Here is an 18770-nt window from a genome sequence, read left to right as displayed (position 1 = left end):
TCTAAACTGATTTTGAATCATATTTTTTCAGCCTTGATGGCCTACGTTGAGATACAAAAGAACCAGTTTGAGGGGATCTTTGAAAATGTATATCATTGGCAGAAGAAATTATTTAGACCAATGATCAAAAACTTCATTGATGACTTTATTCTCGATAAAAATCATCTGCTACCACAGAGAGTCTATAAATAACAGTGCGTAAGTCCTAATAAAGATGAAGAAAGAATGGAGAGTTTTTTTGAACCATGTTGGTTACAATCCATAAATAGAACACTATTGAGATTTCGCTTTTGAATGTTCGTCGCATGCCTTTAGCCATACGTTTATTTTTAACGGTATTACTCACTACCTTAGTGATTGCAACAATCAGTTTAGGGGTATTGCATTGGACCATGCAAAAGAACTTCGCACGTTATGTTGCTGATGTGGAAATGCAAAAATTAGATCGTTTGATTGCGAATCTAGGTAATGTTTATACGGTTTATCATGACTGGGGGAATGCCATTCAGGCGCAGATTTTACAAATTGAAGGGAACGCAGCACCTGATGATTATGATCGCTTGTCTCAGTGGTGGTTGCGCCGTCAGTATGATATTGCCTTACAGCAACGTTATTTTAATGACCATACATTATTATCGCTTTCCCCCACTTTAGCTCAAAACAACACCGAAATAAAAAATCGTCAGATTTTTAATGATGAAGAATTAAAGATTCTTAAACAAAATTTACCCTCAGAATATCAACCATTTGAAGGCTTACGTTTTCCTTTGAGTCCGAGCCAATTTCGATTAAAGAAAGATGCGAAAGATGACAGGCAAGAGAGCAAATCTAGTTCATCATCTGAACACGTTAAAAAGCGTTTTGTATCAATTCCAGATCGTTTAGGTTTAAGTTCAAGGCTGTCTTTATATGATGAAAAACACCAATTTATTGTGGGCGAACCTGCAACTGATCAAATAGCCTATCGTCCAATTTTGGTCGATCAAAAAGTTGTGGGTTATCTCGGCTTAAAACCCGTATTGGACCAGGATGATGCATCAAGTATCAATTTCTTTAGTAATCAAAAGCGTTATTTGCTTTTAGTTTATGCCTTAACGGTGCTTTCCAGTTTGGTGGCTGCATTATTGATGGCAACTTATTTTAAAAAGCCAATTCAACGTTTGCTCAATGCGACGTTGGAATTAACGCGTGGAAATTACCAACATCAGGTTATGATTAAGCGAAATGATGAATTGGGAGATTTATCTAATCAACTGAATCATTTAGCTGATATTTTGCATCAACATGAGGAATCACGCCGTCAATGGGTCGCAGATACTTCTCATGAATTAAAAACACCTTTGGCTGTGTTACAAGCGCAGATTGAAGCGATGCAGGATGGAATTCGTAAAGCAACCCCCGAGCACCTTGATGCAATGATGCGTCAAGTGAGTAGTTTAAAGAAGCTAACACAAGATTTGGCGGATTTGGCACAGGCAGATGCACAGCAGTTGAAATGCTATTTTGCTGAAGTCAACCCTTGGGATGTGGTGTTGCAGGAGGTTGACAATTTTAAATCGACTTTTGAGCAGAATCAGTTGGAAGTTTCACTGTCAGGTGAGGGTGCGTTGTTATCTTTAGACCGTGATCGCTTTAAACAGATTATCGTCAATTTGTTAGGGAACTGTGTGCGTTACACGGAACAGGGTGGAAAAATACAGATTCACACTCAACAAAATGAGCATGAATGGGTACTGTATGTGGATGATAGCCCATTTGGGCTAAGTGATGAGCAGTTGGCGCGTTTAGGCGAGCGTTTTTATCGTGTGGATGACTCCCGTACCCGTAGCACTGGCGGAACAGGTTTAGGTTTGGCTTTGTCTTGTAAACTTGCGCAGGCGTTAGGTGGTTCACTTGCTTTTAATCATTCACCTTTAGGTGGATTGCGTTGTGTGCTGACTTTCCCAAAACAGATCAAATAACTTTTTAGCTCCTCTTTGCTTGAGGATAATGGATAGGATGAAGACCATGAAACACATTATGTTGGTTGAGGATGAGGTTGAACTGGCAGAGCTGGTTCGGGATTATTTGGAGGCGGCTGGTTTTGAGGTCAGTATGTTTCATGATGGTCAGGATGCTTATACCCAGTTTCAACAACGTAAACCCAGTCTCATGATTTTAGACTTGATGGTTCCTCGTATGGATGGTTTAACCATTTGCCGTAAAGTACGTGAACAGTCTGATTTGCCGATTATCATGGTAACAGCACGGACTGAAGAAATTGACCGCGTGTTGGGCTTAAATATGGGCGCAGATGACTATATCTGTAAACCCTTTAGTCCGAAAGAGCTGGTGGCACGTGTTCAGGCGGTGTTACGCCGTTTGGAGCGTAAGGCTGAACCTGAACAAGATGATTTATTCCGTATTGATAAGGCGCAGCAACGCATCTGGTATCAGCAAAAAACACTCACTTTAACACCGACAGAATTCCGTTTATTGGAATTATTTTTGGAGCATGTTGGGCAGGTGTATTCACGTGCGCAATTGTTAGATCATATTAACCCTGACAGCTTTGATGTGGCTGATCGGGTGATAGACAGCCATATTAAAAACCTGCGCCGTAAAATCACCGAAGCCGCCGATACAGGCAATCGCCATGAATGGATTCAGGCGGTGTATGGAGTGGGTTACCGCTTTGAATATCCTGATGAGTAAAAAATATAAGCCCTTTATTAATAAAGGGCTTTCTATTCAATAATCGATTGTCATTAGACCTCTTGCGAAAGTCGTTATTGCAAGTTCATCCGGTTTACCAGTGCGGCAATTAAGTTAATGCGCAAACCGAATCTTTTCCGTCTATTTCGATAGCGTTCACTGAGTATTCTAAATCTTTTCAATTGACTATTAATGTGTTCGATCACAACTCGTATTTTTCCAATCATTTTATTGTAATTTTTCTCAACTTTAAATAATGGGAAATTTTTCTTTTTTTGATTGGAATCAACAATTTAAATCCATCTTGCTCTAATCCGTAATACCCTAAATCGGTCATAACATATTCACAATGTTTGAATTTCTTAACTGTTTTTCTTGCCAATTTAATATCATGCTGACTGCCAGAAGATATATCTACTCCTATGATTTGTTTGCTCTTCGGATGATAGATCACTTGGGCTTTTAGCGTATGTTTCTTCTTTTTACCACTGTAGAACTTACTCTGATTTTTTTTTGGGGCGTTCTATTGAACATTCTGTAGCATCAATAATGACCCAGTTAAATTGTTCGTCTGCTGTTGTAATGCTTCGTTTTGGCAGGGTAAAACGCCTTGATTTCATTAATGCATCTTCAACCTTTTTAATGGTTCGATTCACATTACTTTCAGCGATATGGTAATTTGCAGCCAATTCCAATTGAGTGCTGTAATTCCGTAAGTAATTGAGTGTTAATAATAATTGATCCTCTATAGCTAAAGTATGAGGACGCCCTAATTTCTTTTTAAGTGATTCTGCTTCTTTTAAAACTTCGACCATTTCACTAAAAACTGGTCGAGGTACGCCAACCAAGCGCTTGAATTCAGAATCTGAAAAACGGTTTAATTTCTGATATTTCATGAAATCTATATTGAGGCAGTTTTTACTTTCGCAAGAGGTCTAATATACGCAGAAGCTGCCTTTTAAAATTTATACTGATCTAAATTATCAGTCAGATCAGAATTGGCGTTTAGGTATGAGTTCAATCAGCAATCAATATAATAGTCTTTGGCAATTGAACGCTTATTGGGATACAGGTGTAGAATGGGGAATCCATTTTGAACCTCAGACCCATGCTTTAGGCTTATCAGTACAGCATCAAAATTTTGGCTTGAAATATATTGCAGATGATCTAAATACCAACCAGGCCAAGAGGATGGGCGCTCAATTGTTTGCCCAGTATCAATGGTAGAGACTAAGCAAAATAATAATCCACATCTAAACTCAAAGCTAGCATAAACAATTGTCTAATATTGGCTGCGCTGACAGGTCGGTGATGTGGATTTTCAATATGTCCTGTTGCACTGATACCGAGTGAATATTGAGGATTAAAAAAGAGCTGCTGTAAGGTATTTTTATAAGGTCGTAACTGTTCCACTACATCAGCAATATGCTCATTCAGTTTTAATGAATCTCGATCGGCTTTGTTGCAGAAATAGCTAACACTATGATTTTATTATATTTATTTTTATTAAAATTTTAGAAAACCCCTTAAAAATCAGTATCTTGCAAAATATTTATGCAACAAAGCCACAGTGAAATAAAAATATTCACTGTAGCTTTGTTGTTGTGACATTATTTTTACCCTTAACGTTCTTCTCGGGATATTCTTTAAGACGAACAACTCACCTGAGCCACGATAGCGTCACTAAGTACATCAAAATTATTCGGAATTAAGATGAACAACTCACCATTATTTCAGGCACATCACTTGGTAAAGGTGCAGTATCTTGTTCAGTTTCTAAGTCGGGTTGTTTTAAATAAGGCTGATTCAGTAGCTTAAACAAACGTTCAACCTCACTAAAATCACCACGTTCGGCTAGTTCAATCGCTTTTTGTGCCATGTGGTTGCGTAAAATATAATGAGGATTAGCGCTTTGCATAACTCGATCTAACTCGTCTCTATCTTGAGTTTTGCGAATCTCCTGATATTGATGGAGAAAAGCATCAAACTGACGTAGATCTAAGCAATCATCACGGAGGGTTTTATATTCTTTGTTCTGTAGGCGAATAAAACTTTGCGTATAGTCGAGTTGTTCCGTTTGCAAAATTCGCAAGAATGCAAAACTACAATCTAAACTGTCTTTATGGAAATGCGGGAGTCCCATTTTTTGGCATAAACCCTGACCATAATGTTCTAAAAAGGTTGGTTCAAACTTTTCTAGGCAAGTCGCCAAATCCTGTTTGAATTGTTCTTTATGCTCAGGCGTAGCTAAAGGAATTAGATTATTTAACCATGTCCACAAATTCCAGTGTCCAATACTTGGCTGATTTTGGTAAGTATAGCGACCCTGATAATCGGAGTGGTTATTAATCCAGTTCGGGCGGAAACGCTCCATAAAGCCATACGGACCAAAATCTAAGGTGGAGCCTGTAATATTTAAATTATCGGTATTCATGACTCCATGCGCGAAGCCCACCAATTGCCATTTGGCAATCATAATGGCAGTTCTTTCAACCACCGCCTCAGTGAACGCCAAAATAGGATTCTCTGCTTCTAAACATTCAGGATAATGCCATTCAATACATTTTTGCGTAAATTCAGTTAAAAGTTCAGGGGCATATTGGTTGATCCACTCAAAATGCCCTAGACGAATATGACATTCAGACGTGCGTAATAACATTGCACCAAGTTCAAGAGTTTCACGTTGTACACCTTGTGTCGATGTAGTAAAACCAACGGCATGGCTAGATGCTACGCCAAGAGCATTCAGTGCATGTCCAGCCAGATATTCACGAATCACCGAACGCAATACCGCACGACCATCCCCCATACGAGAGTAGGGGGTTGAACCCGCACCCTTAAGATGAAGATCAATAGTTTGTCCCTGCTGATTGAGAATTTGTCCAATCAATAAACCACGCCCATCACCCAACTGTCCAGCCCATTGTCCAAATTGATGTCCTGCATAGACCATGGCCAAAGGGGAAAATTCGGCAAAGGTTTTTTGCCCGCTACAAATCTCAACCCAATTGGCTTTATCCTCTTCATTCCATTGCAATTCATCGGCTAACGCTTCATTAAAGTGACCAGCTTTTGCGCCACGTAAAGGACTTGGTTGTTGCTGATGATAGAGCTTTGAATTGAGAGATGAATAGCGAGGATTGAAATGCATAGGTCAATATCATGGCAAGAAGCTGAATGATGACTATAGCAAAGATAGGTCTAAAATAGTGAATTGTGGTCATGAACTGAATATTTAAATAGGCATAAAAAATGGCCTCTAAAGAGACCATTTTATTGAGTATTTTTTATTCTGAAACAGGCGCTTTTTTGATGTTACGCATCAATGTTTCCAAACATTCACGATGGTGAGCAAGACGATGTTCAAGCAACTGGAAATCAACCTTAAGCTTATGATCCATTTGATGGATTTTTTCGGCCATTGCTGCTTTTTTTGCTTGTAGCTCTTGCTCTTTTAACTTCGCCCAATCGTTTAGAGTTAATGTAAAAGCTTCATATTCTTGAGCAATACGTTGTTTCATTTGCAAGATGTCAGTATTGACATCATGACCATAAATCGCGAGATCTTGTTCAGCATATTTAAACTTCATCGCAAGTTCAGCTTTCTGGATATTAAAGCTTGGAATACGACGTAAATTTTTTGCTAAGCCTAACTTTGCACTCGTCCAAATTAACCATTTTGTAGGGTCGTATTGCCACCATTTTACCCCATTACGGTAGTCGTACTGGAAAATGTGATGGTAGTTATGATATCCCTCACCCCAAGTGAGAATCGCTAGGATAAAATTATCACGTGCGGTATTTTCGTCAGTATAAGGGCGTTTACCCCACATATGACATAAAGAGTTAATGAAGAAGGTGACATGATGGCTAATGATCAGACGTAGTAAACCACCCAGTAGAACGACACCCCAAACATCGCCGACTGCCCAGCCAACACCACCCAATAAGCCCACATGAACTGCAATGACCATTGGCACATAGTATTTATGCTGGAACATCACCAGCTTGTCATTGATTAAGTCAGGTGCATTTTTGTAATCAGGTTCAGAGGGTGAGTGGTCGCGAATCATCCAGCCCAGATGTGCATACCAGAAACCACGTTTGATTGAATACGGATCCTGATCGACATCATCAACATGACGGTGATGGGTGCGGTGGCCTGAAGCCCAAAACAGGATACTGTTCTGGACAGCGAAAGTACCGCCAATCATCAACAGGATTTTAAGTGGTAAAGCGGCCTCATAGGCACGGTGTGCCCAAAGACGGTGATAACCTGCTGTAATTCCCAGGCTGCTTAATGCCAAAAGAAAAAATAAACTGACCCAGGCACTTACACTAAAATCATAATAATAAGCGTATAAAGGGATTAGAATAATCGCAAGAATTGGTGTTCCAATTAAGGTAATGCTAGCAGTCCAGTTAATGGGTGCTTTTTTGAGTGGGGCGGAAGTCATATCCGTCAGCGCTCCTAGTAACCTTGTTTGTACAAGATAATAAAACTAAACGAGATAGCAAAACCAATCACAACGATATATTGCTATTTTATTATTGATATTAGCACGCCCAGATAAATGAACACTAGCATTATTCTACAGTTGTACTGAAAGAACCGTAATAGAATTCCGCTTGCCTAACTGGTATATTGATTAAAAGGTGAAACAAATCAATGTGTGAGCAAATTACCATGAAAAATCCGATTTTTTCCATGAAATCTTTTTTTCATAAAACTTTGATTCTGTCGGCTGTTGTGATGGTGGCTGCCTGCCAGAGTCAACCCAAAACAGTGCAGAAAACCACCTTGCAACCGAAACGTGTGGTTCAGCCTCCTGCAATGCAGGTTCGTAAAAGTAGCGATGGTGTGCAGGACATTGAATGGCAAATTATGACCGTTCAGAATAGGCGTGCATTGTTTTTTAACCAGTATCCGAGTTTCCTGCTTAACTCGGTGACAAAGACTGTCTCTGGTCATACAGGCTGTAACGCTATTTATGGTCGTTATACATATGACTTTGCCCAGCAGAAACTTGATTTTGATGTTATGGCTGGACACGATAGTTGCCCTAAGGCTTTGGCGCAGGAAGCAGATTTGATGGATCTCATTCAGCGGGTTGAGCGTTTCCAGTTTGATGGTGCAAATTTATATCTGCTTGATGCTAAAGGGCAGCGTCTGATTCAGGCACAAACTAAAAGATGAATCGTAGAACAAGGGGTGATGTATTCGCCCCAATCCCATATTTTAATTGTTTATACAGCGATTTTTACAAGCACAAAGATCTGAGCATGGTGCTTGGTACATCGGTGATTAAGCCTTGTAATCCTAACTGCTGTAAATGCTTCGCCCGTTCCACATCATTTACAGTCCAGACACTAATATCAAGTTTTGCTTGGTGAGTAAGTTTAATGATTTCATCGGTTGCCAGTTGGTCTTTCCAGCCAATCTGGCAGCATCCATATTGCTGGGCCAGTTCAATCGCATATTCACCAAGTGGAATTTCAACCAGCAAGCCACGTTTAAAATGGCTGTGATGTTGCTGTAAGGCGGTTAAAATCTTCACATCAAAGCTGGTAATGGTTGCGTTCTTTTCAAAGCCCTTGAGTTCATTATGCAGGCTTAAGATCAGGCGTTCAGCCGCTGCTTCATCTGCAACGGCCTTGATTTCAACTTCAATGTGTTCAAACTCGGTTAAACATGCCATCACATCGGTTAAATGTGGGGTGTATTCTTCATTTTCCCAAGCCTGCCATTGATGGCGATGGTCAAACTGCTGTGCAGTAGCCAAATCACAACTTTCCACATGCTGTGAACGGCCTGTGGTACGCTGAAAATTATCATCATGGATGACAATTAACTGACCATCCTGTAGTTGCCGCACGTCAAACTCGACAGCTCGTACCCCTAGATCATGCAAATAACGAAAACCACCCAGCGTATTTTCAGGCGCTTCTCCACGTGCCCCACGATGACCAATAATTCGCATTTTGATTTACCTTAAAATAATTATGCTTGATCAATACTATCATTAATGTTTTTTTGCCAAAGCACTTCGCTACCACCCTCGGCACGCTGTAAACTGCGTGAAGCCACAAACAGCCAGTCTGATAAACGATTGAGTAATTGTAAAGCGGTTGCCTGAATATTTTGATCGCGTGTATGCACCGACATTAGGGCACGCTCAGCACGACGGCAGACAGCACGCGCCTGATGTGCATAACTACAGGCCAAAGTGCCTGATGGGAGGATAAAATCTTTCAGCATTGGCAGACTTTCATTCATGCGGTCAATTTCTTTTTCAAGAAATTCAATACAAACGGATTGGAGTAAATGGTAGTTGGGAATACAGACCTCACCGCCTAAATCGAACAGCCAGTGCTGAATCAGGCTCAGACTTTTGTCCCAGTGGTCTTTATCTGCAATTTGGCTGGCACTGATTTGTGCGCGGAGCACGCCGATGGTCGCGTTCAGTTCATCCACATCACCCAGTGCAGTGATGCGTAAATCGTCCTTGGCAACCCGTGAACCATCTCCTAAACCCGTTGTGCCTGAATCGCCAGTGCGTGTATAAATCTTGCTTAAACGATGTCCCATAGTTCTGTTGCTCTTGTCCTAAGATAAAAAGGGGATAATGCCGGTCAGAACATTATCCCGAAACTGGAGTTAAGAAAATATTTTTATTGTTTTAGCACACGATTAATAACGGAATGTGACACCCGCAGAAGCAAGGCGACCACCGTTGATGTACCAATCATTTGATGGATAAGTATTTAATACCTCACGGTATTCAACATCACCTACGTTTTGAATATTAGTAAATACTTTTACATTTGGATTGATATTCCAATAAGCATTTAAATCTACGGTTGCATAACCAGGTACACGGGTTGTATTCGCTGAATCTGCATAAGATTTAGCACGTGCGATGACTGATGCACTGATACCATAAATTGCATTTTCTAAGCCTGTTGTTATAGTTAAGGTTTGACGCGGGCGATATGCAATTTCTAATTCAGTTGCTTCATTTTCTGTTTTCACATAAGCATACTGTGTTGATAAAAATAAATCATCTTGATGCCATTTTATAGCTGCTTCGCCACCTGTGAAATTTGCTTTTGCTACATTCTCATTTTTACCTGCATTATAGGTAATGAGATTTTTGATCTTTGTGTGATAAATAGAAATATTGGTACTGATATTCGGTGTGATATCGTAATCAGAACCAACTTCATAAGAAACGCTTTCTTCTGGAGCAAGATTTTCATTGCCCCCCCATTGTGAATAAAGCTCATTTAAAGTAGGTGCACGGAATGCACTACCAATATTCGCATAAACACTTGCATTAGGTAAGAAATGATAGCGAACAGCAGCTTGACCAACGGTATGATCACCAAAGCGATTATTGTCTTCTAAACGTACACCCGCTTGTGTATCAAAATGTTCATTTTTAAATTGATGTTGGAGGTAATAGCCTGTGCTATCAACACTCTGATCACCTTTTAGAATAGTGTTGGTTTGATAATTGGCATCTGTATATGTTGCACCAACTAAGATATTTTGATTTGGGGTGAATTTCCATTTTAGGTTTAAATCACCTTCATTATTTTCTGTATCATAACGTGAACCATAAGCGGGTACATTCTGCTTATCTTGTGCATTTGAATAACGTGCGTTTACGATTAAGTCAGGCAAAATATTGTAGGCAACTTTCGCATTAATGACGCGGTTTTCAAATTGGCGTTGTGCTGTGTTGGTAATATAGTCATTACTGAAAATACTGGTGCCCTTATTTTCACTAATCGAAACAGAAGCATCTATGGTATTTTCTTGGTAGAAACCGACTTTGGCATGATAGCCTTTTTGATCATAACTGGCTTTTTCATTTTTACCTTGGCTTTCAAAGATGCGTGTACCATCACTTTCTAAGCGTTGCCCACCAATTTGCGCATAAAAACCTTGATTGGTAACTAAGTTGGCATTTGCAATTGTTTTATAAGTATTATTTTCCCCATAAATGCCAGTTAAATCTGCACCTGTTTTTTCAGGTTTTTTTGAAATTAACTGAACAACACCACCAATCGCATCACTACCATACTGAACAGATGCAGGTCCTTTTAAGATTTCAACTTGTTGAACATCAGTTGTATCTAAAAATGCAGGATAGAGTGGACCAAGTTCATTTTGACTGTTTAAGCGAGCACCATCTTTAAGGACTAAAGTATGGACTGATCTGGCACCGCGAAGTGAAATTTCAGAAATTTGTCCTAAGCCACCGCTTTGTTTAATATAAATCGATGGATCTCTTTGAATTATATCAGATATATTTAATAAGGGGTTTTGTTCAATGGTCTTTTGATCAATTACAGTTAAACGTGCAGGAACATTCTTTAACTTTTCTTCAGAACGAGATGCTGTCACAACAATTGTATCGAGCGTTGCTGTTTTTTCTGTTGATTGATCTTGAGCAAAAGTAGTTGAACAAAACCCCATCGCAATAGCGATAGCACCAACTAAACGTGTCGGTTGAAAAATAGTAGACATGATGTCGCTCCAGACATTCACCCATCGTGAATGTTAATGTGGAAATGAACAACAAGCAGGTCTCCGGACTTCACTATATCATCACAATCGTGATGCTACTAATCATCTTCCCACATCATTCTGATGCAGTGATTTGGCTTAGAGCTGAGATTAATAATTCGGTGTTACCGTTGCGAGGGCAGTGTTGGATTTTCACCAACTTCCCTATAAGCAAAAGAATTTGCTTTAGACTTGTTGCGATATTGGGCGAAGTATAAAGTGTTAACGTTTTTTAAACAATCGCATTTCGAAATGAACTTTGCCCCAAGTGAGTCAAATTGCATTACAATGCGATGGTTTCAAAATATTCATTTTAAATTGGACACATCATGCGCCAATCTCAAATGCGAACTCGCGCCAAGATTTGTGGAATAACTCGAGCACAAGATATTCAATCTGTGGTGCAGGCAGGCGCAGATGCAATCGGTTTTGTATTTTTCCCGCCTAGTCCTCGCCATGTGACTATTGAGCAAGCGCAATCGTTGGCAAAACTTATTCCACCTTATGTGCAACTGGTTGGCCTGTTTGTAAATGCGAGTGCAGAAGAAATACAAAGCGTACTTGATTCAGTTCCTTTAGATGTATTACAACTACATGGTGATGAAAGTCCTGAACAATGCCAGCAGATTGCGGCACAATGCAAACGCCGTTGGTATAAGGCCATACAGGTTCAACCAGATTTAGATATTTTGACCGAAATTCAGCGCTATCAAGCTGTGGGAGCCAGTGCGGTTCTACTTGATGCGTGGCATCCTGATTTAAAAGGTGGAACAGGCCACTGTTTCGACTGGAACCAGTTTCCCCAACTCGATATTCCACTGATTTTGGCAGGCGGATTAACCCCTGAAAATGTGAGTGACGCTATTGATACTACAGCAGCTTTTGCTGTGGATGTCAGCGGAGGCGTAGAGTCCGCAAAAGGTATAAAAGACCAACAACTCATTGAAAAATTTATGCAAGGAGTCCAACGTGGATCAGCAAAACCTTAGTCAACAAAATCAGGCGATTGACTACACCCAGTTTCCAGATGCTCAGGGGCATTTCGGGATTCATGGTGGGCGTTTTGTATCAGAAACGCTGATGGCTGCACTTGAAGACTTGGAAAGTCTTTATGGTCGTATGAAAAATGATGCACAGTTTTTGGCAGAATTTGACCGCGATCTTGCGTTCTATGTTGGTCGTCCTAGCCCACTTTATCATGCAGAGCGATGGTCACAGCAGCTCGGCGGTGCGCAGATTTACTTGAAACGTGAAGACTTAAATCACACAGGTTCACATAAGGTCAATAACACCATTGGTCAGGCTTTATTGGCAAAACTATCAGGTAAAAAACGTATCATTGCAGAAACAGGTGCTGGTCAGCATGGCGTTGCGACAGCAACGATCGCGGCGCGTTTAGGCCTTGAGTGTGTGGTATTCATGGGGGCGGAAGACGTTAAACGTCAAGCGATGAATGTATACCGCATGCGTTTACTTGGTGCGAAGGTTGTGCCTGTGCAAAGCGGTTCAAAAACATTGAAAGATGCTATGAACGAAGCGATGCGTGATTGGGTCACCAATGTGGATAGCACTTATTACGTGATTGGTACTGTGGCTGGTCCACATCCATATCCGCAGCTAGTTCGTGATTTCCAGTCGATTATTGGTCGTGAAGCGCGCCGTCAAATCCAAGAGCAAGCAGGGCGTTTACCTGATGCTTTGGTGGCTTGTGTTGGTGGCGGTTCAAATGCAATGGGCTTGTTCTATCCATTCTTGAATGATCAAGATGTGAAAATGTACGGTGTTGAAGCTGCAGGTTATGGCATTGAAACAGGCAAGCATTCTGCACCATTGAATGCAGGTCATGTGGGTGTATTACATGGCAACCGTACCTACTTGATGTCGGACGAACAAGGTCAGATTATTGAGACACATAGTATTTCAGCAGGTCTTGATTATCCAGGTGTAGGACCAGAACATAGTTTCTTAAAAGATATGCACCGTGTTGACTATGTGCCGATCAATGATGAAGAAGCGTTACAAGGTTTCCGTGATTTAACCAAGATCGAAGGGATTATTCCTGCGCTTGAAAGCGCTCATGCCATGGCCTATGTCAGCAAACTTGCGCCAACGATGTCTAAAGATCAAATCATTATTGCCACTGTTTCAGGTCGCGGTGATAAAGACTTGATGACTGTTGCTCGTATTGATGGTGTGGAAATGGTTGAGATGTAAATCTCAGCGGAATAAAAAACAGGGAAGCAAATGCTTCCCTGTTTTTTTATTGTCTAAAACCTATTATGGAATCAGCTTGATACGATTTGTCGCAGGTGCACTAAGCGGTGAGTTTTGAGTCACGTATTTCTCTAAAACATCAATATCTTGTCCGCCACCGATTGGGTTCTTCCCTTGTTTTAAAACAGTGAAGTTATCACCACCATCGGCAATAAAACTATTCACAGTAACGCGATAGACTTGAGTATCGACCAAAGCTTGTCCTGCAATCATGATATTGCTGGCGCGAGGAGATACTGTGGCATCTTGTTTATACGAATAACTGAATTCTTTTGACGGCTGTAATATCCGAGTGGTTGCCGCATTGGCACCAGACCATTGTTGTTCTAATAGCTCACGAATTTGTTTGCCTGTGAGACTCAGCGTGACTAACGAATTACCAAACGGTTGTACGCTGAATACATCACCGAAGGTAATTTGATTACTACTATTAATCAATAAGTCTGCGCGTACACCACCCGCATTCATCAATGTAAAATCCGAACCTTGATTGCTGGCTGCAAGTGCTGCCGCTTGTTGAGCATCCGCGATCAAATTACCCAGCGCGGTTTCACCACTTTCAGTACGATTACGATCAATAACAGTGCTTGCTGATCCGACCACACGTGCGGAAATTGTCGCAACAGCTGGACGGTATTTATCTAATATCGCTTCGATACTTGGTGTTTTACTAAACTTTTGGTATAGATCCGTTAAGCTGACCGTGGTTGTCCCAGAGGTATAGCTTTCGCTTTGCACAGGAACTTGGGTCGCGTCTTTCTTGATCACATCACCTGTTTTTCCATCTAGTTCGAGTTGGATATTGGTAATGGCCGTGCCATATTGTCCAGCAGATGTGAGTAAGAACGGTTTTTGTGGATTTTGGGTTGCATAGTCACAGATATAAGATTGATGTGTATGACCCGATACCACAACATCAACCGCAGCATCTAAGCGTTCCAATACATCGATTAATGGGCCACTCAACCCATCACAGGTTTTCTTATTGAATTTGGTACTTGGCGCAACGCCTTCATGCACCACCACCACAATCGCTTCAATCCCTTGTTTCTTTAACTCAGGAATCAATGCATTGACGGTATCTGCTTCATCATGAAAGTTGACATCGGTAATGCCAGCAGCAGAAACGATGCTCGGAGTTGCCTCTAAAGTAAGCCCCACAAACGCAACAGGGATGCCACCATAAGTTTTGACTTTATAGGCAGGAAAAAGCGTCTTGTTTGGATCGGCTTTCATGGAAACATTGGCAGCGAGAAAGTTAAACTTTGCCCCAGTGAAGTTTGGATTGATTTGACATGGCTTAGTACTGGTGTATTGCTGACAGCCACCATTTTGTAAACGACGAAGTTCATCGGTTCCACGATCAAACTCATGATTTCCCACCGCATTAAAATCGATTTGAATATCATTCATTACTTCAATGGTCGGTTCATCTAAGAATAACGATGAGATTAATGGGGAAGCACTAATTAAGTCACCAGCCGAGACCACAGCATTATTGGGATATTGTGCCCGTAATTTTTTGATTGCATCGGCAAAGTAGCTGACACCACCAACAGGTATCTGTACCGTTTTACGATGGTCATGTGGATCATCTGCTTCAATAAAGCGTTTAGGTGGTTCTAAATTGCCATGAAAGTCATTAAAGGCAAGAATATTGATACTTTGATTTTTTCGTTCGGTTTTGGGTGCTTGATTATCATCATTATCATTACAGGCGGTTAGCGCCAACAGCATTACACACAATGCATTTACTTTAAAAAGAGTTCGCGTCTTCATGATTTTTTGATCAAGTGGTATAAGATTGTTTTTAAAGATAAAACTTATGTATGAATATTTGATGAAAAATTGAACTTTAATGTGAATGAAATAAAGATCGAGAGAAGTTGAAATGTGCTCAAAAATTGTGAACGGTTTTGAGTAAATATTATGAATTAGCGGCTATGATAGACAGGATGCTCTCATGCGGTCACGGAATCAAAAATCATGGATTTGATACAAGCCAATGGTCAGCCACGTTATGGGCGTTTTGATCAGGTACCATCTGGAATTAACCTCGATGACTATATCTATAAAACGCCGTATGGTCAGATACTTAAAGGCTGGCGTAAACAGTTAAAATATAAGAAATTCAAGTTTTGCGGTATACAGCATGAGCACTACAGTATCGGCGTCGCAATCGTTGATTTATCGTGGGCTGGACATGCTTTCTTTTATATCTATGATCATCAAGCTGAACAAGTGATTGAATGCAATGCAATTCAACCTTTTGGCTATCAAACCAAACTGGATGAACAACCGCTATTTAGTCAAAGCTATTTTAAAAAATCAGGCTATTGTTTTAACATGAAACACGCCAATGGTGTGCGCTATATCCAAATCACCAGACATGGTGAAGTTCAGCTTAAAGCGCGTATCTTTTGTGCGGGGACTGATGCACTGAGCTTATGTAGCCCAACTGGGATCACTGGTTGGACGTATACGCAAAAGCAAACCACCTTAGCGGTTGAAGGTTATTTTATAAGTCCAAAACAGCAACAGATAAAATTTAATGCACAAAGCCTTGCATCATTAGATGATACCTGTGGTTTTTTACGCCCTGAAACGGCTTGGTTCTGGTTGTCTTGTCAGTTCCGTGATGAACAAGATCGTCGTATTGGACTTAACCTTGCATCGGGTGTGAATGAAAGCTTTGGCAATGAAAATGCCTTGTGGGTCGATGGTCGTTTATATCCACTCACGGATGTTTTATTTGAACAGCAGAATGAAAAGTGTTGGTCAATTCGCTCTTTGGATGCCCGATTAAACTTGTTGGTGCAAACAGGGTGGTGTCGTTTTGAAAATATCAATTTACGTTTAATCGGAAGTCAGTTTAATCAATGGCAAGCCAAAGTGAGTGGCACGATTGAGCAAGAAAATGGTGAGTTACTGGTGTTGAATGATCAGTATGGTTTATTTGAACAGCAGAATGAAAAGTGGTGATTATTGAGAAATCTTTCCAAACCTCCCTTTAAAAAAAGGGAGGCTCTAATGAGATTTTATATTGCTGCTTGCCAAAAAGCTTCACCCGCTGCAATTGGGTCATTGGTTTTGGCTAAAGTATCAATCCAAACATCGTATTGACGAATAATTGGGTGTTGATTTGGATGGAAGTCTTTTTTAAACCAGTCGCTATATTGCGCTCTTTTTGCTGTCAAAATACCGTTGCGGCCAAAGAACCAAGGTAAGCCTTTACGCGCCATATCAAAACGTTGTCTTAAACTGAAACCATCACATTTTAGCATCACGTCGGTACGATAAAGGGTAAATCCAAACATTAACACCGTCGTAATCACCAATGCAGATTTACGGGTAAACTCAGGCACTTCGCCGACTTGTTGCATTACATCAAATGCCACATCACGATGTTCCATTTCTTCAATAGCATGCCAAGCAAACAGGGCACGAACAAAAGGATCTGCATCCGCTAAGGTTTCTTTTTGGCTATAGAAAGTATCCGCCATCAGTGCAGTTAAATGTTCTGCTGCGGCAGTCATGGCAATATTGTATTGTGGAGAACGATTCTTCAATTCAAATTTAAATATTTTCTTTAAACGATGGGTGAATTGATCAACAGGCATACCTTGTTGTTTCATGACTTGGTTCATTTTGTCATGCGCAATCCCATGTTGAGCTTCTTGACGAATGAAGTCCGTGACGCGTTCCTGCAATTCAGGATCATTGATTTTGTCACGAAATAAGCGGACACATTCAATGAAATAGCGCTCACCATCAGGGAATGTGAGGCTCAAGGCGTCAAACATACGGGTACGGAACGGATCGCCTCCAAACCAAAAACGAGGAGCCTCATTGAGGTGAAAGTCTAGGTTTGTTCTTACAATTGGATCAGCCTGATAGGAAACATGTGCATTCATTTTTGCTATTCCTTGTCTTTTGCATAAACTCAGTATGGAAAAAGTCCGATGAAATGTTTTGACAGTTACAGCCAAGTTTTATACAAATAACGACAGATCAGGATGAGATCGGCATATGTCAGTTAAAATTATTATTGGATACCTACGGTTGTTGAATCGTGTCCTACAGCAGGAAAACATTGATTTGTCTAAAGTTGTTGCACCTGAACTTTGGCAAGCTTTTCATGCCTGTTTAGAAAATCCAGATGAGCATGATTTTGATGTCGAACGTTATTCATTGCTTTTGCAATCTGCACAAGCTTATTTCCCTCGACCGATTACATTAGTATTGGCTGAACATGCCAATTTGCAAGATTTGGGTTTAATGGGATATTTGGCTTCAACCAGTTTAGATCTGCAACAGGCGTTACAGCTTTTACAACGTTATTATTCTTTAGTCTTTAAACAGACCAATTTAGAACAACTGAATGTTCAGCAGTTTTCTGATTATATTCAAATTGTTTGGAGTGCGTCTTATAGTGATTATCGGGAAATGTATGAGCTAAATTTGGCGTTGATTTTTAAAATTGCCCAGTCAATTGTGCAAGATGCTTTAATGCCACCGCAAATGATTCAATTTGGTTATGCGCCGAATACTGCGTTATATCATTTTGAAAAATTTTATGGCTGTGCCATTCAGGTACAGGCTGGACAATATGCAATTCGTTTTTCCAATCAGATTTTGCAGGCGAAAAGTATTGCCGCGGATCAACAGTTGAATCATGTGCTCTCTCATCAGGCTCAGCAATCGTTAAATAGCATGAGTTCTTTTGAGATACAGCAACAGCAGTTCAGACAGAAAATTCAAGGTTATATTGAGCAGGGCTTGTTGCAGCAAGAGGAAGTTCTACAGAGTTATATTGCAAAACGTTTGCACTGCTCAGAACGTACCTTGCAGCGTCAGCTCAAAAGCTATCAATTGAACTTTCAGGATATTCTGGATCAATACCGTTTAGAGCAGAGTAAATTGTATTTACAACAGGGCAAATCATTGTCAGAAATTGCGGAACGTTTAAATTATGCTGATCAAAGTGCCTTTGGGCGTGCATTTAAACGCTGGACAGGTGTCACACCGAAGCAGTTTTTAAAATTGTAAGCGAAACAAATTAGGAAGCTTTGATCATTGAGAAAAAAACAAAAATAGAGATAAATGTATGTGGGTTGTTGTAAGTAGCAACATTCGCTGTTGAATCGCGCCAAACCCTGTTCAATGAACAAAAAATAGCGGTACAATGCAGTGTTTCTGTATGACTACAAACAACTCCTCAATTTAT

The 18770-nt window shown here is 40.4% G+C and carries 16 protein-coding genes, 2 pseudogenes and 1 riboswitch; of the genes and pseudogenes, 9 read left to right on the top strand and 9 right to left on the bottom strand.

Annotated features, from left to right (window positions below):
• The 3 genes and pseudogenes from F972_RS11540 to F972_RS11530 form a co-directional block, all read left to right on the top strand.
• Nucleotides 1-192, top strand: a pseudogene (locus F972_RS11540) (IS701 family transposase); the annotation flags it as partial.
• A gap of 98 nt (nt 193-290) precedes the next feature.
• On the top strand, nt 291-1961 hold the full coding sequence (gene baeS, locus F972_RS11535; protein ID WP_212749516.1) for a sensor histidine kinase efflux regulator BaeS: 1671 nt from the start codon (nt 291-293) through the stop codon (nt 1959-1961).
• Nucleotides 1962-2007: 46 nt separating this feature from the next.
• Complete coding sequence (locus F972_RS11530; protein ID WP_004683115.1) at nt 2008-2694, top strand: response regulator; 687 nt, start codon at nt 2008-2010, stop codon at nt 2692-2694.
• Between the two features lie 74 nt (nt 2695-2768).
• Here F972_RS11530 and F972_RS15500 read toward each other — a convergent pair.
• A pseudogene (locus F972_RS15500) lies at nt 2769-3590 on the bottom strand (IS5 family transposase).
• 115 nt (nt 3591-3705) lie between these two features.
• Between F972_RS15500 and F972_RS11520 the strand changes: the two are divergent.
• Complete coding sequence (locus tag F972_RS11520) at nt 3706-3921, top strand: hypothetical protein (protein ID WP_004683113.1); 216 nt, start codon at nt 3706-3708, stop codon at nt 3919-3921.
• A 3-nt stretch (nt 3922-3924) separates the two neighbouring features.
• Here the strand turns inward: F972_RS11520 and F972_RS11515 are convergent, their stop codons facing one another.
• The 3 genes from F972_RS11515 to F972_RS11505 form a co-directional block, all read right to left on the bottom strand.
• Nucleotides 3925-4107 carry a hypothetical protein gene (locus tag F972_RS11515; RefSeq protein ID WP_010589480.1) on the bottom strand — a complete coding sequence of 61 codons (183 nt, stop codon included), beginning with the start codon at nt 4105-4107 and terminating at the stop codon, nt 3925-3927.
• A gap of 295 nt (nt 4108-4402) precedes the next feature.
• On the bottom strand, nt 4403-5845 hold the full coding sequence (locus F972_RS11510; protein ID WP_004757200.1) for a protein adenylyltransferase SelO: 1443 nt from the start codon (nt 5843-5845) through the stop codon (nt 4403-4405).
• A 136-nt stretch (nt 5846-5981) separates the two neighbouring features.
• Complete coding sequence (locus F972_RS11505) at nt 5982-7151, bottom strand: acyl-CoA desaturase (RefSeq protein ID WP_004683110.1); 1170 nt, start codon at nt 7149-7151, stop codon at nt 5982-5984.
• Nucleotides 7152-7363: 212 nt separating this feature from the next.
• Between F972_RS11505 and F972_RS11500 the strand changes: the two genes are divergently transcribed.
• The gene (locus tag F972_RS11500) at nt 7364-7891 is read left to right on the top strand and encodes an META domain-containing protein (protein ID WP_004757203.1); all 528 of its coding nucleotides are present in this window, start codon (nt 7364-7366) and stop codon (nt 7889-7891) included.
• A 64-nt stretch (nt 7892-7955) separates the two neighbouring features.
• Here the strand turns inward: F972_RS11500 and F972_RS11495 are convergent, their stop codons facing one another.
• The 3 genes from F972_RS11495 to F972_RS11485 all read right to left on the bottom strand — a co-directional run bounded on the left by F972_RS11495 (nt 7956) and on the right by F972_RS11485 (nt 11230).
• The gene (locus F972_RS11495; protein WP_004757205.1) at nt 7956-8675 is read right to left on the bottom strand and encodes a glycerophosphodiester phosphodiesterase; all 720 of its coding nucleotides are present in this window, start codon (nt 8673-8675) and stop codon (nt 7956-7958) included.
• A 20-nt stretch (nt 8676-8695) separates the two neighbouring features.
• Nucleotides 8696-9283, bottom strand: a complete 588-nt coding sequence (locus F972_RS11490) for a cob(I)yrinic acid a,c-diamide adenosyltransferase (protein ID WP_004757206.1) — start codon at nt 9281-9283, stop codon at nt 8696-8698.
• Nucleotides 9284-9385: 102 nt separating this feature from the next.
• Nucleotides 9386-11230, bottom strand: coding sequence for a TonB-dependent receptor plug domain-containing protein (locus F972_RS11485; protein WP_004757208.1), 1845 nt, complete (start codon nt 11228-11230; stop codon nt 9386-9388).
• Nucleotides 11231-11266: 36 nt separating this feature from the next.
• Nucleotides 11267-11480, bottom strand: a riboswitch (cobalamin riboswitch).
• 118 nt (nt 11481-11598) lie between these two features.
• Here F972_RS11485 and F972_RS11480 point away from each other — a divergent pair.
• Nucleotides 11599-12258: a phosphoribosylanthranilate isomerase gene (locus tag F972_RS11480; RefSeq protein WP_004683104.1), complete on the top strand. Its 660-nt coding sequence runs from the start codon at nt 11599-11601 to the stop codon at nt 12256-12258.
• Nucleotides 12239-13483 (top strand): tryptophan synthase subunit beta, encoded by a 1245-nt coding sequence (gene trpB, locus F972_RS11475; RefSeq protein ID WP_004757210.1) that lies wholly within the window; start codon nt 12239-12241, stop codon nt 13481-13483. The genes F972_RS11480 and trpB overlap by 20 nt, the downstream gene beginning before the upstream one ends.
• Nucleotides 13484-13546: 63 nt before the next feature.
• On the opposite strand, the gene F972_RS11470 is transcribed toward trpB, so the two are convergent.
• Nucleotides 13547-15322, bottom strand: coding sequence for a bifunctional metallophosphatase/5'-nucleotidase (locus tag F972_RS11470; protein ID WP_004757212.1), 1776 nt, complete (start codon nt 15320-15322; stop codon nt 13547-13549).
• 207 nt (nt 15323-15529) lie between these two features.
• Here F972_RS11470 and F972_RS11465 point away from each other — a divergent pair, with 207 nt between their 5' ends.
• Nucleotides 15530-16525, top strand: a complete 996-nt coding sequence (locus F972_RS11465; RefSeq protein ID WP_004683097.1) for a DUF2804 domain-containing protein — start codon at nt 15530-15532, stop codon at nt 16523-16525.
• Between the two features lie 56 nt (nt 16526-16581).
• Here the strand turns inward: F972_RS11465 and F972_RS11460 are convergent, their stop codons facing one another.
• On the bottom strand, nt 16582-17457 hold the full coding sequence (locus F972_RS11460; protein ID WP_004769816.1) for a metal-dependent hydrolase: 876 nt from the start codon (nt 17455-17457) through the stop codon (nt 16582-16584).
• A gap of 115 nt (nt 17458-17572) precedes the next feature.
• Between F972_RS11460 and F972_RS11455 the strand changes: the two genes are divergently transcribed.
• The gene (locus F972_RS11455) at nt 17573-18592 is read left to right on the top strand and encodes an AraC family transcriptional regulator (protein ID WP_004769815.1); all 1020 of its coding nucleotides are present in this window, start codon (nt 17573-17575) and stop codon (nt 18590-18592) included.
• The last annotated feature ends 178 nt before the right edge of the window (nt 18593-18770 follow it).

The organism is Acinetobacter sp. CIP 102529 (assembly GCF_000368325.1).
GTDB lineage: Bacteria > Pseudomonadota > Gammaproteobacteria > Pseudomonadales > Moraxellaceae > Acinetobacter > Acinetobacter parvus.
Note: the sequence above shows the minus strand (reverse complement) of the source record. Positions and strands in the feature narration are given on the sequence as shown.

Coding starts and splice junctions, on each gene's coding strand:
- F972_RS11470 (WP_004757212.1), bottom strand. CDS start 15,322: ATGAAGACGCGAACTCTTTTTAAAGTAAATGCATTGTGTGTAATGCTG.
- F972_RS11510 (WP_004757200.1), bottom strand. CDS start 5,845: ATGCATTTCAATCCTCGCTATTCATCTCTCAATTCAAAGCTCTATCAT.
- F972_RS11480 (WP_004683104.1), top strand. CDS start 11,599: ATGCGCCAATCTCAAATGCGAACTCGCGCCAAGATTTGTGGAATAACT.
- F972_RS11490 (WP_004757206.1), bottom strand. CDS start 9,283: ATGGGACATCGTTTAAGCAAGATTTATACACGCACTGGCGATTCAGGC.
- F972_RS11500 (WP_004757203.1), top strand. CDS start 7,364: ATGTGTGAGCAAATTACCATGAAAAATCCGATTTTTTCCATGAAATCT.
- F972_RS11465 (WP_004683097.1), top strand. CDS start 15,530: ATGGATTTGATACAAGCCAATGGTCAGCCACGTTATGGGCGTTTTGAT.
- F972_RS11520 (WP_004683113.1), top strand. CDS start 3,706: ATGAGTTCAATCAGCAATCAATATAATAGTCTTTGGCAATTGAACGCT.
- F972_RS11505 (WP_004683110.1), bottom strand. CDS start 7,151: ATGACTTCCGCCCCACTCAAAAAAGCACCCATTAACTGGACTGCTAGC.
- F972_RS11530 (WP_004683115.1), top strand. CDS start 2,008: ATGAAACACATTATGTTGGTTGAGGATGAGGTTGAACTGGCAGAGCTG.
- F972_RS11485 (WP_004757208.1), bottom strand. CDS start 11,230: ATGTCTACTATTTTTCAACCGACACGTTTAGTTGGTGCTATCGCTATT.
- F972_RS11455 (WP_004769815.1), top strand. CDS start 17,573: ATGTCAGTTAAAATTATTATTGGATACCTACGGTTGTTGAATCGTGTC.
- F972_RS11460 (WP_004769816.1), bottom strand. CDS start 17,457: ATGAATGCACATGTTTCCTATCAGGCTGATCCAATTGTAAGAACAAAC.
- F972_RS11495 (WP_004757205.1), bottom strand. CDS start 8,675: ATGCGAATTATTGGTCATCGTGGGGCACGTGGAGAAGCGCCTGAAAAT.